The organism is Novosphingobium sp. (assembly GCF_041905565.1).
In the GTDB taxonomy this organism is placed as follows: Bacteria; Pseudomonadota; Alphaproteobacteria; order Sphingomonadales; family Sphingomonadaceae; genus Novosphingobium.
Genome location: NZ_JAYRKX010000002.1, coordinates 208,870 through 223,061, shown reverse-complemented (window position 1 = coordinate 223,061; position 14,192 = coordinate 208,870). Strand labels below are relative to the sequence as shown.

13 protein-coding genes are annotated in these 14,192 nt (G+C 65.0%); 12 read left to right on the top strand and 1 reads right to left on the bottom strand.

What is annotated here, in order from left to right; all coding sequences use genetic code 11:
• Positions 1-68: 68 nt before the first annotated feature.
• The 5 genes from phaR to ACE3N9_RS02910 are packed head-to-tail and all read left to right on the top strand — an operon-like array spanning position 69 to position 5,079.
• On the top strand, positions 69-611 hold the full coding sequence (gene phaR / locus ACE3N9_RS02930; RefSeq protein WP_374280694.1) for a polyhydroxyalkanoate synthesis repressor PhaR: 543 nt from the start codon (positions 69-71) through the stop codon (positions 609-611).
• Between the two features lie 44 nt (positions 612-655).
• The gene (locus ACE3N9_RS02925; RefSeq protein ID WP_374280692.1) at positions 656-2,188 is read left to right on the top strand and encodes an aminoacyl--tRNA ligase-related protein; all 1,533 of its coding nucleotides are present in this window, start codon (positions 656-658) and stop codon (positions 2,186-2,188) included.
• A 21-nt stretch (positions 2,189-2,209) separates the two neighbouring features.
• On the top strand, positions 2,210-2,554 hold the full coding sequence (locus ACE3N9_RS02920) for a DUF805 domain-containing protein (RefSeq protein WP_374280690.1): 345 nt from the start codon (positions 2,210-2,212) through the stop codon (positions 2,552-2,554).
• 3 nt (positions 2,555-2,557) lie between these two features.
• A complete protein-coding gene (locus ACE3N9_RS02915; RefSeq protein ID WP_374280688.1) occupies positions 2,558-2,800 on the top strand; it encodes a hypothetical protein in 243 nt (80 codons plus the stop codon).
• An 8-nt stretch (positions 2,801-2,808) separates the two neighbouring features.
• On the top strand, positions 2,809-5,079 hold the full coding sequence (locus ACE3N9_RS02910) for a ribonuclease R family protein (protein WP_374280686.1): 2,271 nt from the start codon (positions 2,809-2,811) through the stop codon (positions 5,077-5,079).
• Here ACE3N9_RS02910 and ACE3N9_RS02905 read toward each other — a convergent pair.
• A complete protein-coding gene (locus ACE3N9_RS02905; RefSeq protein ID WP_374280684.1) occupies positions 5,076-5,528 on the bottom strand; it encodes a universal stress protein in 453 nt (150 codons plus the stop codon). The two genes, ACE3N9_RS02910 and ACE3N9_RS02905, sit on opposite strands and share 4 nt — an antisense overlap.
• 127 nt (positions 5,529-5,655) lie before the next feature.
• On the opposite strand from ACE3N9_RS02905, the gene ACE3N9_RS02900 reads away from it, so the two are divergent.
• From ACE3N9_RS02900 to ACE3N9_RS02870, 7 genes are all read left to right on the top strand, one after another.
• Positions 5,656-6,909 (top strand): pyruvate dehydrogenase complex dihydrolipoamide acetyltransferase, encoded by a 1,254-nt coding sequence (locus ACE3N9_RS02900; RefSeq protein WP_374280682.1) that lies wholly within the window; start codon positions 5,656-5,658, stop codon positions 6,907-6,909.
• A gap of 7 nt (positions 6,910-6,916) precedes the next feature.
• The gene (locus ACE3N9_RS02895; RefSeq protein WP_374280680.1) at positions 6,917-7,288 is read left to right on the top strand and encodes an acyl-CoA thioesterase; all 372 of its coding nucleotides are present in this window, start codon (positions 6,917-6,919) and stop codon (positions 7,286-7,288) included.
• A 2-nt stretch (positions 7,289-7,290) separates the two neighbouring features.
• On the top strand, positions 7,291-8,703 hold the full coding sequence (gene lpdA, locus ACE3N9_RS02890) for a dihydrolipoyl dehydrogenase (protein WP_374280678.1): 1,413 nt from the start codon (positions 7,291-7,293) through the stop codon (positions 8,701-8,703).
• Between the two features lie 220 nt (positions 8,704-8,923).
• A complete protein-coding gene (locus ACE3N9_RS02885; protein WP_374280676.1) occupies positions 8,924-10,879 on the top strand; it encodes a proprotein convertase P-domain-containing protein in 1,956 nt (651 codons plus the stop codon).
• Between the two features lie 264 nt (positions 10,880-11,143).
• Positions 11,144-12,076 (top strand): hypothetical protein, encoded by a 933-nt coding sequence (locus tag ACE3N9_RS02880; RefSeq protein ID WP_374280674.1) that lies wholly within the window; start codon positions 11,144-11,146, stop codon positions 12,074-12,076.
• 11 nt (positions 12,077-12,087) lie between these two features.
• Positions 12,088-12,567, top strand: coding sequence for a hypothetical protein (locus ACE3N9_RS02875; protein WP_374280673.1), 480 nt, complete (start codon positions 12,088-12,090; stop codon positions 12,565-12,567).
• Between the two features lie 269 nt (positions 12,568-12,836).
• Complete coding sequence (locus ACE3N9_RS02870; protein ID WP_374280671.1) at positions 12,837-13,691, top strand: hypothetical protein; 855 nt, start codon at positions 12,837-12,839, stop codon at positions 13,689-13,691.
• Positions 13,692-14,192: the final 501 nt, after the last annotated feature.

The following is a 14,192-nucleotide window of genomic DNA, read 5'->3' as shown; positions in this document are numbered from 1 at the left end:
CGAACTGCTTTGTTGCAAACGCGATATTGCGGGTGCTAACATCCGGTAACACGGAGAAGGGGTGGGCCATGAGCGGGGAAGCGGTCGTCATCAAGAAGTACGCCAACCGGCGGCTCTACAACACGCAGTCGTCCAGCTACATCACGCTGGACCACCTCGCCAAGATGACCCGCGAAGGCGTCGAATTCAAGGTCGTCGATGCCAAGACCGGGGCCGACATCACCCACCAGATCCTGACCCAGATTATCATGGAAGAGGAAAGCGCCAGCGGCGAACAGATGCTGCCGGTCAACTTCCTGCGCCAGCTGATCGGGATGTACGGCAATTCGATGCAAAGCCTCGTGCCGCACTACCTCGAAGCGTCGATGGATCATTTCCGCACCAACCAGTCGAAGCTGCGCGAAGCGTTCGAGGACAGCCTGGGCAACAACCCGCTGACCAAGCTGGCGCAGCAGAACCTGGCGATGTTCAAGGCCGCCGCCAGCGCCTTCATGCCGGGCCTGGCCGAAGCCAAGCCAAGCGAACACGACAAGGCTCAGGACGACGAACTGGCCGCCCTGCGCCAGCAGATGGCCGAAATGCAGGCCAAGCTGGACAAGCTCGGCAAGTAACCCCGGCTTGCCCCGTGGGCATGGCTCGGCTAACGGCCACGGCCATGAAGCACGCACTCAACGTCACTCGCGAGGCGGATTTTGCCGCCTGGTATCAGGAAGTCATCGCCGAGGCCGAAATGGCCGAGGAAAGCGGCGTGCGCGGCTGCATGGTGATCAAGCCGTGGGGCTATGGCATCTGGGAACGCATCCAGACGCTGATGGACGCGCGGATCAAGGCCGCGGGCGTGCAGAACTGCTACTTTCCGCTGTTCATCCCGCTGTCCTACTTCGCCGAGGAGGCGGAACACGTCGAGGGGTTCGCCAAGGAAATGGCGGTCGTCACCCACCACCGCCTGATCAGCGATGGCAAGGGCGGGCTGGTGCCCGATCCCGAAGCCAAGCTGGAAGAACCGCTGATCGTTCGCCCGACTTCGGAAACCGTGATTGGCAAGGCGATGAGCCGCTGGGTGCAAAGCTGGCGCGACCTGCCGCTGCTGACCAACCAGTGGGCCAACGTGGTGCGCTGGGAAATGCGCACCCGCATGTTCCTGCGCACCAGCGAATTCCTCTGGCAGGAAGGCCACACCGCCCACGCCGACCGCGCCGACGCGATGGTCGAAACGCTGCGTGCGCTGGAAATGTACCGCTCGTTCTCGGAAGACTGCCTGGCCATGCCGGTGATCGCCGGCGAAAAGCCCGAGAACGAACGCTTCCCCGGCGCGGTCGCCACCTACTCGATCGAAGCGATGATGCAGGACGGCAAGGCGCTCCAGGCCGGGACCAGCCATTACCTTGGCACCGGTTTCGCCGAGGCCGCCGGCATCCGCTATCAGGACCGCGAAGGCGGCCAGCAGCTGTGCCACACCACCAGCTGGGGCGTGTCCACCCGCATGATCGGCGGCGTGATCATGACCCACGGCGATGATGACGGGCTGCGCGTGCCGCCGGCCATCGCCCCGCACCAGATCGTGATCCTGCCGATGCTGCGCGAGGATGATGGCGACACCGCGCTGCTCGCCTATTGCGAGGAACTGCGCGCCGCACTGGCCCAGCAGTGGGCGCTGGGCGAACCGGTCCGCGTCCTGCTCGACAAGCGCGCCGGCAAGGCGACGAACAAGCGCTGGGGCTGGGTCAAGAAAGGCGTGCCGCTGATCCTCGAAATCGGCGGGCGCGATGCCGCCGCCGGCCAGGTTTCGGTGATCCGCCGCGACCGGCTCTACCGCGAGGACGGCAAGGTCCAGTTCGCCGCCATGGCCAAGGATGACTTTGTCGCCCAGGCCGTTGCCGATCTGGAAGACGTGCAGCGCACGCTCCACGCCGAAGCCACCGCGCGCCGCGACGCCAATATCCAACGCGGGATCGACAGCCTTGACGCCCTGGCCAAGTTCTTTGGCGAGGATCAGCGCTATCCGGGCTGGGTCGAACTGGCCTGGTCGCGCCCCACCGGCGATGCGCTGGAACAGGTGGTCCAGCAGCTCAAGGCGCTGAAGCTCACCATCCGCAACACCCCGATGGACGCCGCGCCGGTTTCGGGCCAGTGTGTCTTCACGGGCCAGCCCGCGGTTGAACGGATCTACGTCGCCCGCTCCTACTGATCGGCCCGCTGGGGAACCGATATGCTGGGTGCGATCAAGTACGCGCTGGCCAACCTGGCCAATCCCGCCGGCCGCGATGCACGCCAGACCTTCTGGTACTGGGTGCTCGCGGTGGTGGTGCTGCGCTTTGCCGCCAGCATGGCGCTGTCCGCGCCGCTGACGCTCAAGATCATGGCCACGGCGATGCATGCCGCGCAAAACGGTGCAGCGCAGGATCCCGCCGCAATGCAGGCGATGACGACCCAGCTGATCCTGGCGGAACTGCCGAAGATTGTCTGGGGCGGGGTCGCGATCGGCCTGGTCAGCATGGCGCTGCTCGCCGCCAGCCTGGTCCGCCGCCTGCATGACAGCGGCCTCAGCGGCTGACTGGTGCTGGTGCCCGGCGCGATCTATGCCTTTGTCCTGGCGCGGATGCCCGCCCAGGTTGGCCGTGTGGCCGATGCGCTCGCCACGCTCGATCCGGCCAACCCGCCCAACGCTGGAGCATTGATCCGGGCCGAAGGCGCGATGGCGCTGCTGCCCTACGTGTCCTTGCTGCTCGCCGTCTGGTTCGGCATGCGCAAATCCACCCCCGGCCCCAATCGCTTCGGCGATGCGCCGGTGCGGTTCTGAGCCCGATCATGCCCCGCAAACCCCATACCGTTCCCGGCCTGCCCACCCGCAAGCAGGTGCTCGACTTCATCCAGAACAGCGAAGTGCCCGCCGGCAAGCGCGAGATCGCCAAGGCGTTCGGCCTGAAAGGGCAGGAGAAGATCCAGCTCAAGGCGCTGCTCAAGGACATGGCCGACGAAGGGCTGATCGACGGCAACCGTAGCGCCTTTCACCGCCTCGGCGGCGTGCCCAAGGTCACCGTGCTGCGCGTGGTCGATACCGACGATGGCGAAGCAGTGGCCGTTCCCGACACCTGGCAGCCCGATGATGCCACGCCGCCCCCCCGCCTGCGCCTGATCGAACGCGGCCCCGGCAAGGTCCGCCCGCGCAGCGCCCTGCGCAAGGGTGACCGCGTTCTGGCCCGGACCGAGGAAACCGCCACCGGGTGGATTGCTCACCCGATGAAGGTGCTGCCCCAGCATTCCGAACAGGTGATGGGCGTGGTGGAAATCGACAAGTCGGGCAAGGGCTGGCTCGCCCCGGTCGACAAGCGTGAGCGCCACGCGCCGCCGATTGCCGATCTGGGCGGGGCGGAGCATGGCCAGCTGGTGCTGGCCGAACCGGCAGGCAAATCGCCGCGTTCCGGGGTCAAGGTAACCGCCGTGCTCGGCGATCCGCTCGCGCCCAAGGCGTTCAGCCTGATCGCGATCCACAAGCACGGCATCCCCAACCGCTTTGGCGAGGATGTGCTGGCCGAGGGCAATCGCGCCGCGCGCCTGCCGCTCGATCCGCAAGCCCGCGAAGACCTGCGCCACCTGCCGATCGTGGCCATCGACCCCAGCGACGCGCGCGACCATGACGACGCGATCTGGGCCGCGCCGGACGGGGCGGGGGGCTTTACCGCCCTGGTCGCGATTGCCGATGTCAGCTTCTATGTCCGCCCCGGCGGCGGGCTGGACGGCGAAGCGCGCAAGCGCGGCAACTCGGTCTACTTCCCCGACCGGGTCGTGCCGATGCTGCCCGAAGTGCTCAGCGCCGATGTCTGCTCGCTGCGCGCGGGCGAGGACCGGGCGGCGATGGCCTGCCACCTCGCGATCGACGCGCAGGGCCGGGTGACGTCATGGCGTTTCACCCGCGCAATCGTGCGAATCCAGGAGGTTATCGCCTATGAAGAGGCGCAGCGCCGGATCGACGCGGGCGAGGCGGCGGACAACCTGACCCACCTGTGGGCCGCCTGGCGGGCGCTCGCCGCCGCGCGTGAAAGCCGCGATCCGCTCGACCTTGACCTGCCCGAACGGCGGGTGGTGCTGGACGAGCAGGGCCGGATCACCCAGATCGCGCTGCGCGAACGGCTCGACGCGCACCGCGTGGTCGAGGATTTCATGATCGCCGCCAATGTCGCCGCGGCCAAGGCGCTGGAAGCCAAGGTTGCCCCGGTGGTCTACCGCATCCACGAGCCGCCGAACCGCGAAAAGCTGGTCGCGCTCAAGGATTACCTCGCCACCTTCGGACGCAAGCTGGCCCTGGGGCAGGTTATTACGCCCAGCATTTTCAACCGCTTTATCAAGGATATTGCGGACGAAGCTGAGAAAGCCTTGATCATGGAGGCGGTGCTGCGCAGCCAGACCCAGGCCTATTACGGGCCGCGCAATGCCGGCCACTTCGGGCTGGCGCTGGGCTCTTACGCGCACTTCACCTCGCCGATCCGGCGCTATGCCGACCTCCTGGTCCACCGCGCGCTGGTCGATGCCTATGGGCTGGAACAGCCGCGCCCGGCGGCCGACCTGCCGCCGACCAGCGGCCTGTCGGACCGCGACCGCGCCGATCTTGGCCGGGTCAGCGAAGCGCTCAGCGCCGCCGAACGCCGCGCGATGGAGGCTGAGCGCGAGACGATCGACCGCTATGTCGCCGCCTGGCTGTCGGCTCGCGTCGGCGAAGTGTTCGATTGCCGGGTGACCGGGGTGCAGCGCTTCGGCCTGTTCGCGACCATCCTTGGCCTTGGCGGGGACGGGCTGGTCCCGATCTCGGTCCTGGGGGCGGAACGGTTCAGCCACGATGAAAAGGCCCAGGCATTGGTGGGGGATCGCACCGGCACCCGCTTTACCCTGGGTGACATGCTCCGGCTGCGGCTGGCCGAGGCCAACCCGTTGACCGGCGCCTTGAAGTTCGAGCCGGAAGATATCTCAGGTTCTTACATAGAACCACGTGGCAAGCATTTGCCATTAAAGAAAAAAGGCAATCACCTGGTCGGCCAGCGGGGGCGTCCTGGTAATATCCGCCACCAGGGGCGGCGGCGCTAGCTCAGCCGCTCCAGCGCCTCGTCGTTCATCGCGCCGGGCACCACGTAAAGCGGGCAGGCGAGCTGTCCGGCAATCGCGGTGAAGTGCGATACCAGCGGCCCGGGCCCGCCGCTTGCCGCCGCGCCCAGCACCAGCGCGCTGACTTCGGGATGTTCGGCCAGGTAAGCGCGGATCACGTCCACCCCGTCACCGGTCTGGACCGAAATCACCGGCGGACGCTGGCTGTCGCCCAGCAGGCTGCCAGCCGCCGCCGTCACCAGCGCTTCGGCGCGGGCGCGGGCTTCCTCCTCGATCGTGGCCTGGATGCCGCCGAACGCGACGAACGGCTGGCGGGGGACCAGCGCCAGCAGATGCACCGTCCCGCCGGTGCGCGATGCGCGCCGAGCGGCGAAGCGCAGCGCGACGCTGGCCTCGTCAGTCTCGTCCATGATCACCAGGTAGACGCGCATTGTTATACCCCTGTCCGCCTTCGAATATCCGATACAAACGTATTCTGCGCAAGGACCTTGCCCCGCGCGGTCATTTTGGCCAGAGACGTAACGTCACAACGCTCCCCCCAGAAGGACCGGTTTCCGCATGCCGATCGCAATCAAGATGCCCGCCCTGTCTCCCACCATGGAGGAAGGCACCCTTGCCAAATGGCTGGTGAAAGTGGGCGATACCGTCAGTTCCGGCGACATCATGGCCGAGATCGAGACCGACAAGGCAACGATGGAATTCGAAGCGGTCGATGAAGGCGTGATCGTCTCGATCGACGTCGCCGAGGGAACCGAAGGGGTGAAGGTCGGCACCGTGATTGCCCAGCTCGCGGGTGAGGGTGAAGAAGCGAAGCCCGCCGCACCGGCCCGGGCCGCCAAAGCCGAGCCGGCACCGGCTCCGGTCCCGGCGGCTTCGGCTCCGGCGCCCGCCCCGGTGGCGGGTGCCGCGCCCAAGGGGGACCGGGTGGTGGCCAGTCCGCTCGCCAAGCGGATTGCGGCCGATCGCGGGGTTGACCTGGCCGGGGTCAAGGGCAGCGGCCCGAACGGACGGATCGTCAAGGCCGATGTCGAAGCGGCGCAGCCCGGTGCGGCCGTTGCCGCCCCCTCGGCGCCCCTTGCTGCCGCGGTGCCCGCTGTTGCTGCTGCGGTGCCCGACTTCGGCATCCCCTACGAGGCGGAGAAGCTCAACAACGTCCGCAAGACCATTGCCCGCCGCCTGACCGAGGCGAAGCAGACCATTCCGCACATCTACCTCACCGTCGACATCCGGCTCGACGCACTGCTCAAGCTGCGCGGCGAACTTAACAAGGCACTTGAAGCTGATGGTATAAAGCTTTCAGTCAATGACCTTTTGATCAAGGCCTTGGCCAAGGCGCTGGTCCGCGTGCCCAAGTGCAACGTCTCCTTCGCCGGGGACGAGCTGCGCAAGTATTCCCGCGCCGACATTTCGGTCGCCGTCGCCGCGCCTTCCGGCCTGATCACCCCGATCGTGGTCGATGCCGCCAGCAGGGGCGTTGCCCAGATTTCCCGCGAAATGAAGGCCTTGGCCGACAAGGCGCGCGAAGGCAAACTGATGCCCCACGAATACCAGGGCGGCACTGCCAGCCTCTCGAACCTCGGCATGTTCGGCATCAAGCAGTTCGACGCCGTGATCAACCCGCCCCAGGCGATGATCCTGGCCGTCGGCGCCGGTGAACAGCGCCCTTACGTGGTCGACGGCGCCCTCTCCATCGCCACGGTGATGAGCGCCACCGGCAGCTTCGACCACCGCGCCATCGACGGTGCCGACGGCGCGCAATTGATGCAGGCGTTCAAGGACTTGGTCGAAAACCCGCTCAGCCTGGTGGCTTGACGTCACCATGGCGGAAGAACTGGTCATCCGCGTCACGGCCATGCCGACCGACCTCAACCCCTATGGCGGGGTGTTTGGCGGCTGGCTGATGAGCCAGCTGGCGCTGGGCGCAGGCTCGCTTGCCTCGCGGCGCGGGCAGGGCAAGGCGGTGGTGGTTCATGCCACCGACTTCACCTTTCCCGGCGCGATGCAGGTCGGCGACGAGCTGAGCGTCTATGCCGAAATCGTCGGGCAGGGGCGCACTTCGTTCACTGTACAGGCGCGCGGGCAGGGGCGGGAACGTAATGGCGAGGCGACCGTCGACGTCGCCCGCGGAACTTTCAAATTCGTGCTGCTGGGCGAGGATGACCGGCCCCGCGCGATCGATCTGGCGGAGTGAACATGGCTGAACAATACGACGTTATCGTGCTCGGTTCGGGTCCCGGCGGCTATGTCGCGGCGATCCGCTGCGCCCAGCTCGGCCTCAAGACCGCGATCGTCGAGCGCGAGAACCTCGGCGGTATCTGCCTCAACTGGGGTTGCATCCCCACCAAGGCGCTGCTGCGGTCGGCCGAAGTGCTGCACAACATGAAGCACGCTGCCGCCTATGGCCTGGCGGCGGACAATATCCGCGCGGACCTGGACGCCGTGGTCAAGCGCAGTCGAGGCGTGGCTAAGCAGCTCAACCAGGGTGTCACGCACCTGATGAAGAAGAACAAGATCGCCGTGCATATGGGCACCGGCACGCTGAATGGCGCCGGGAAGCTGGAAGTGCAGGGCGAAAAGGGCAGCGAGACGCTGTCCGCCAAGCACATCATCGTTGCCACCGGCGCGCGGGCGCGCGACTTGCCGTTCGCTCCGGCCGATGGCAACCGGGTGTGGACCTATCGCCATGCGATGACGCCCAAGGAACTGCCGAGCAAGCTTCTGGTGATTGGATCGGGTGCGATCGGCATAGAATTTGCCAGCTTCTACAATGACATGGGGTCGGAAGTTACGGTCGTCGAGATGATGGACCGGATCGTTCCGGTCGAAGATGCGGACGTGTCGAACTTCCTCGAGAAGGCGCTGACCAAGCAGGGTATGACGATCATGACCGGGGCCGGAGTGGAGGCGCTCGAGGTTGGCCCGAAGGGCGTCAAGGCGCGGCTCAAGGGCAAGGACGGCAAGGTTGCCGAGGCGGAATACAGCCACGTGATCGTGGCGATCGGTATTATTCCAAACACTGATAATATTGGCCTTGAAGATGTTGGAATTAAAGCTGAACGTGGCATCATCGCAACCGATGGCCTGGGTCGCACCAATGCGCCGGGCATCTGGGCGATTGGCGACGTTACGCCGGGCCCCTGGCTGGCGCACAAGGCCAGCCACGAAGGCGTGATCGCGGCCGAGGCCATTGCCCAGGCGCTTGGCAACAAGGATGTGCATCCCCACGCCATGGACAAGCGCAACATCCCCGGCTGCACCTATTGCCACCCGCAAATCGCCTCGGTCGGCCTGACCGAAGCCAAGGCTAAGGAGGCCGGATACGCGGTCAAGGTTGGCAATTTCCCGTTTATCGGCAATGGCAAGGCTATTGCGCTGGGTGAGCCGGAAGGCTTCGTCAAAACGGTGTTTGACGCCAGAACCGGGGAACTGCTGGGCGCGCACATGATCGGCGCAGAAGTGACCGAGTTGATCCAGGGCTATGTCGTTGGCAAGACGCTGGAGACCACCGAGGCCGAGCTGATGGCCACGGTGTTCCCGCATCCGACGCTGAGCGAAATGATGCACGAAAGCGTACTTTCCGCCTACGGCCGGGCCCTGCATATCTGATCGAACAGCCAGGCGCTTGGGGCAGCAACTGCCCGCGCGTGATTTTGTCAATGGATTGCAATGCCCAGCTTTCCGTAACGGAAAGTAACCCCTAGTGGATTGATACCTTGCGATTTTTCGTGAGGATTAACGGCGTATTTACCCTGCCTGTGCAGGATAAATACCTATGGGTTCGCAACCATCCGTTTTCCTTTGCCTGTGGAAGCGCCTGCAAGGTGGCATGGCAGGCGCGCGCGCCGTGGCGGGCATCGTTGCTGGCGCGGCGCTGGCCATGGCCCAGCCTGCCCTGGCGCAGACCGTCAATCGCTACACCAATTCGACTGACAGCGCGACCGGCGGGATCAACGAATCCGCCTCACCTTGCACGACGGCAGGCTCGCTGAAGCGGACCTTCAGTATCGGGACCAGCTATACCGTGACAGACGTCAATATCGGCGTGCTGGCTGCGCACAGCTATCGCGGCGATATGCAGATGTTCCTGACCTCGCCGTCGGGAACGCGGGTACAGTTGACGCCGGGGTCAGGATCGAACGGGGCGAGCAATTTCAATGCCTTGTTCGACGATTCTGCGGCGGACGTCATTGCCAACTACACCGCCAATGCCACTGCCACGGCGACCACGGCAGTGCCGCCCTATGCCGGCAGCTTTCGCCCCAGCGCCGCTTTGAGCGCGTTCACCGGCCAGAATGCCGCCGGGACCTGGACGCTTGAACTGTGCGACCAGTACAGCGCCGATAGCGGAACCTTCTACCAGGCGGACCTGTACCTGGCGGCTGCGCCGACCAATTACGCCGACCTATCGCTCGCGATGAGTGTGAGCAACAGCGCCCCGACCAGCGGCGCGAGCATCGCTTACACGTTGACGGTCACCAATGCCTCGGGTTCGCCCCAGACTGCCAGCGGGATTACCGTCTCGAACCTGCTGCCGGCTGGAGTCAGCTATACCAGCTATTCGGGCACCGGCAGCTATTCCAGCACGAGCGGGATCTGGACGGTCGGCACCCTGGCGCCCGGGCAAAGCGCGACGCTGGTGATCAACGCCATGGTTACCGCCAGTTCAGGCGCGCCCATTACCCACACGGCGGAAATCTCGGCTTCATCGCAGGCGGACCTCGATTCCACTCCGGGCAACGGCACCAGCGGCGAGGATGACCTGGCCAGCACCAGCCTGACCGTTGCCGGCACCCGCGTCGCCGGGACTCCGCCCGTTCTGACCTGTGCAGCAGGGACCAGCCTGTTCGATTGGGATACCATCGCCTGGACGGCGGGGAGCACCAGCAACAGCTACACCCTGTCGGGGATCGGCTCGGTCGGCTTCTCGATCACCAATCAGGGCGCGTTCCTCAACAACGCAACCTATGGGGGGCAATCGCCCGCGCTGCAAAGCACCGTAACCGGCGGCCTGGCCGTGGCGCAGAGATCGCTGGCGCAGCTGATCGACCTGGTCAACCGGACGGATTCCGCCACCACCACGATCACGTTGGGCACTGCGGTTCCCGGGTTGCAGTTCCAGATCTTCGACGTCGACTATGCCTCGGGCCAGTTTGCCGATCGGGTGACTGTGACCGGCTCGCTGGCCGGGGCGACCGTGCTGCCCACGCTGACCAATGGCGCTGCCAACTATGTGATCGGCAATAGTGCTTACGGCGATGCGCTCTCGTCCGACACCCAGGCGAATGGCAACCTGACCGTTACGTTCACCAGTCCGGTCGACACGATCACGATCAACTATGGCGATCACGCGCTGGCCCCCAGCGCCCCCGGCCAGCAGGCGATCGAGATCTTCGACATCATCTTCTGCAAGCCGGTTGCCAGCATTGGTGTGACCAAGGTCAGTTCGGTGATCAGCGATCCGGTCAATGGTTCGACCAATCCCAAGGCGATCCCGGGCGCGCTGATCGAATACTGCATCCTGGTTTCCAATACCGGTAGCGCGACGGTGACCGGATTGACCGCCAGCGACACCTTGCCCGCCCAATTCCTCTTTGCCGCCGGGACCATGACGTCGGGCGCCAACTGCGCCGCCGCAACCACTGCCGAGGACGACAACAATACCGGCGGCGACGAGAGCGACCCGTTTGGGGCGTCCATCAGCGGCACGGTCCTGACCGCTACGGCCGGATCCCTTTCGGCAGGCAGTTCATTCGCCCTCAAGTTCCGGGGGACGGTGAAGTGAATGTTATCGGATATATCCTGATAGTTCAGTGCACTGGACTACTCTTATCGTGCACGACACGAGGTTTCGACCGGCATGCCACGGCCCGGCAAGCCGGCGGGAACAGCTAGGGGCCGCCGCTTTACCCTTAAAAACTGCCATTTCCTGCCGTTCAGACAAGGAATTTATCGCAGGATTGGTGGTTCGTTAACCATGGACCGATACGAGATGAACATGCAAAATACATTTTCAATCAATCGCTTGGCGCTTCCACTTGGGTCAGTCGTGGCCCTGTGCCTGCTGCCCCAGGTTGCCCATGCGACCGGTGTTTCGGCCGGGACGCTGATCCAGAACACGGCGTCGGCGACCTACACCTCTGGCGCAGCCAGCGGTTCGGTCACTTCGAACACCGTGACGCTTAAGGTCGACGAGCTGCTCGACGTTGCCGTGGCCGGCCTGACCACTACGCCGGTCGCCACCGGCGCAACGACGGCCGTACTCGAATACCGGATCACCAACACCGGCAACGGCCCCGAGGCTTTCAACGTCATCGTCAATCCGAGCGTGGCCGGGAACAACTTTGACGCGGTCGTGCAATCGGTAGTGATCGATAGCAACGGCAACGGCACTTACGAGCCTGGCGTCGATACCGTGCTGGCCTCGGGTTCGCCGACGCCGGCTCTGGCGGCCGATGCCTCACTCAAGACCTTCGTGATCGTTGCGTTGCCCGCTGGTGCTACCGATGGCCAGACGAGCCAGGTCCGCCTGACTGCCGAAGCCGTCACCGGCACCGGCACGCCCGGCACTTCGTTCAGCGGGCAGGGTGAAGGCGGCGGCGATGCCGTGGTCGGCGCATCCGGCGCTTCGGCCAACGGGCTCGATGCGCTGATCGCCAGCCTGGCCAGCGTTGCGCTGACCAAGTCGGCGGTGATCGTTGATCCGTTTGGCGGATCGAAGCCGGTTCCGGGCGCGGTGGTGACTTATACGCTGGTCGCTTCGGTTAGCGGTAGCGGCCAGGTCGACGGGCTGCACATCACTGACGCCTATCCCACCGGCACCACCTACCAGGCCAGTTCGCTCAAGCTCGAAGGGGCGGCGTTGACCGACGCCAGCGACGCCGACGCCGGTCTCGCTTCTGGCACCGGGATCGACGTCAACCTCGGCACAGTGGCCGGGGGGACGACCAAGACCGTCAAGTTCGACGTCAAGATCAATTGAGGAGCACGCACATGAAAGCCACCCTCCTGAAGGCGCTGATCGGCGCACTTATCGCAGCCGGCGGGGTTTCGTCCGCCACGGCGCAGGCCGCCCAGCCATTCGAGCTGGTCAACGAGGCCAAGCTTGCCAAGGTGACCATGGTCGATGGGCACGAAAAGCATGCGCTGGTCGATCCTGACGTGGTTGTTCCGGGCGACCGGCTGGTGTTCACCACCCGCTATCGCAACAACACCGGCCAGAAGGTCGAAAACATCGTGGTCACCAATCCGATCCGCCCTGGCATTGCCCTGGCTGCGGACGGCGCCGGCGCGCTCGACGTGTCGGTCGATGGGGGCAAGACCTGGGGCAAACTCGCCGCGCTGAAAGTGGCGGACGGGCAGGGCGCCGAACGCCCCGCTGCCAGCGGCGACGTGACTCATGTTCGCTGGGTGCTGGCTACGGTCGCACCGGGTGCTTCGGGCACGCTCAGCTTCAATGCAATCGTCCGCTGAAACGCGGCTGAACCGCCAAGGTACGCGGGCGGAAGGGATCGCGGACCATGTCCAATATCGGGGACCAGGAAATGAATAAGTCAGGCAGACTGCTTGGGACGGTCGGTGCTGCTGCACTTGCCGTTCTGATCGCAGATCCCGCACTGGCGTCAGGGACGCAAGCGGGTTCGAGCATTACCAACAACGTTACGGTCAGTTTCCAGGTTGGCGGTGTTTCGCAGACGGCCGAGGCCGCGGCGAACACTTTTACCGTTGACCGCAAGATCACGATGACCGTGGCCGACGCCGATGGTGCCACCACCACGGTTTCGCCGGGCGAGAACAACATGGTGACCAAGTTCACCGTGACCAACAGCTCTAATGCGGTGCTGGATTTCGGCCTGGCCGTTGCCCAGCAGACGGGCAATGCCGGTGCGCACTCGAACACCGACAGCTTCGACGCCACGAACCTGCGCATCTATGTCGACAACGGCGACGGGGTGTTCAACTCGGGCACCGACACGCTGGTCAGCTATATCGACGAGCTGGCGGCCGATGCCTCGAAGACGGTCTTCGTGGTGTCCGACATCCCGCTGAGCCTTGCCACGGGTTCGGTCGCGGCCGTCACGCTGACCGCCACCGCACGCGAAGGCGGCACCAGCGGTTCGCAAGGCAACGTGGTCACCCAGACCAGCGGCGCCAATACCTCGGGCATGGACACCGTGTTCGCCGATGCCGGCGGCGCGACCGACGCGCAATATGACGGCATGCATTCGGCCAAGGACGACTACACCGTTTTCGCCGCGGCATTGAGCGTGATCAAGACCAGCACCGTGATCAACGATCCGGTGAACGGCACGACCAACCCCAAGGCGATCCCGGGGGCAACGTTGGAATACTGCATCATCGTCTCGAACGCGGCGGGCAGCGCCACCGCGACGGGCGTGACCGTGTCCGACCCCTTGCCATCCACTGTCACCTATGTTGCCGATTCGACCTACCTCAACGGGTCGGTGACCAGCGGCGTCTGCAATTCGGACGGTTCGCTGGGTGGCACATTCTCGGCCGGTACGGTCAGCGGGACGCTGAGCAATATCGCCGCGAGTGACACCAAGACGCTGCGCTTCCGCGCAACGATCAACTGAGGAAGCGGACGGGCGGCAGGGTAACACCTTGCCACCCGTCCAGCCCTTTGCCCCGCACTCGGTAACGTCAACCAGGTCCATGGTCGCTTTCAGGAACCTCGGTATCTTCTTGGTCGCACTGCTGCTGGCAGTGGCGCTGCTTGCCGTGCCCGGCGCGCAGGCGCAGACCATCACCAACATCGCCGCCGCGAACTGGACGCTGGGCGGGCGCACCTATTCCACCGATTCCAATCCCGTCAGCTTCGAGTTGCAGCAGCTGCCGATTTCCATTGAAACCTTTGTCAATGGATCCGGCAATGGCAACCGCCTGGCATTCAATCCCTCCGCCTGCGGAGGCCAGACAATCGTGGTGCCGGGCGGATTGCCGGGCGGCACCTCGATTGCCTCGTTACAGCAGACCACTTCGATCCGCATCGGCAACACGCTGTTCTTCCGCCTGGCCGCGCCGAACGCCAATGTCGATCCGGCCAAGGTGGACAGCGTCAAGGCGATCCTGACCAC

Coding starts and splice junctions, on each gene's coding strand:
- phaR (WP_374280694.1), top strand. CDS start 69: ATGAGCGGGGAAGCGGTCGTCATCAAGAAGTACGCCAACCGGCGGCTC.
- ACE3N9_RS02925 (WP_374280692.1), top strand. CDS start 656: ATGAAGCACGCACTCAACGTCACTCGCGAGGCGGATTTTGCCGCCTGG.
- ACE3N9_RS02920 (WP_374280690.1), top strand. CDS start 2,210: ATGCTGGGTGCGATCAAGTACGCGCTGGCCAACCTGGCCAATCCCGCC.
- ACE3N9_RS02910 (WP_374280686.1), top strand. CDS start 2,809: ATGCCCCGCAAACCCCATACCGTTCCCGGCCTGCCCACCCGCAAGCAG.
- ACE3N9_RS02905 (WP_374280684.1), bottom strand. CDS start 5,528: ATGCGCGTCTACCTGGTGATCATGGACGAGACTGACGAGGCCAGCGTC.
- ACE3N9_RS02900 (WP_374280682.1), top strand. CDS start 5,656: ATGCCGATCGCAATCAAGATGCCCGCCCTGTCTCCCACCATGGAGGAA.
- ACE3N9_RS02895 (WP_374280680.1), top strand. CDS start 6,917: ATGGCGGAAGAACTGGTCATCCGCGTCACGGCCATGCCGACCGACCTC.
- lpdA (WP_374280678.1), top strand. CDS start 7,291: ATGGCTGAACAATACGACGTTATCGTGCTCGGTTCGGGTCCCGGCGGC.
- ACE3N9_RS02885 (WP_374280676.1), top strand. CDS start 8,924: ATGGCAGGCGCGCGCGCCGTGGCGGGCATCGTTGCTGGCGCGGCGCTG.
- ACE3N9_RS02875 (WP_374280673.1), top strand. CDS start 12,088: ATGAAAGCCACCCTCCTGAAGGCGCTGATCGGCGCACTTATCGCAGCC.
- ACE3N9_RS02870 (WP_374280671.1), top strand. CDS start 12,837: ATGACCGTGGCCGACGCCGATGGTGCCACCACCACGGTTTCGCCGGGC.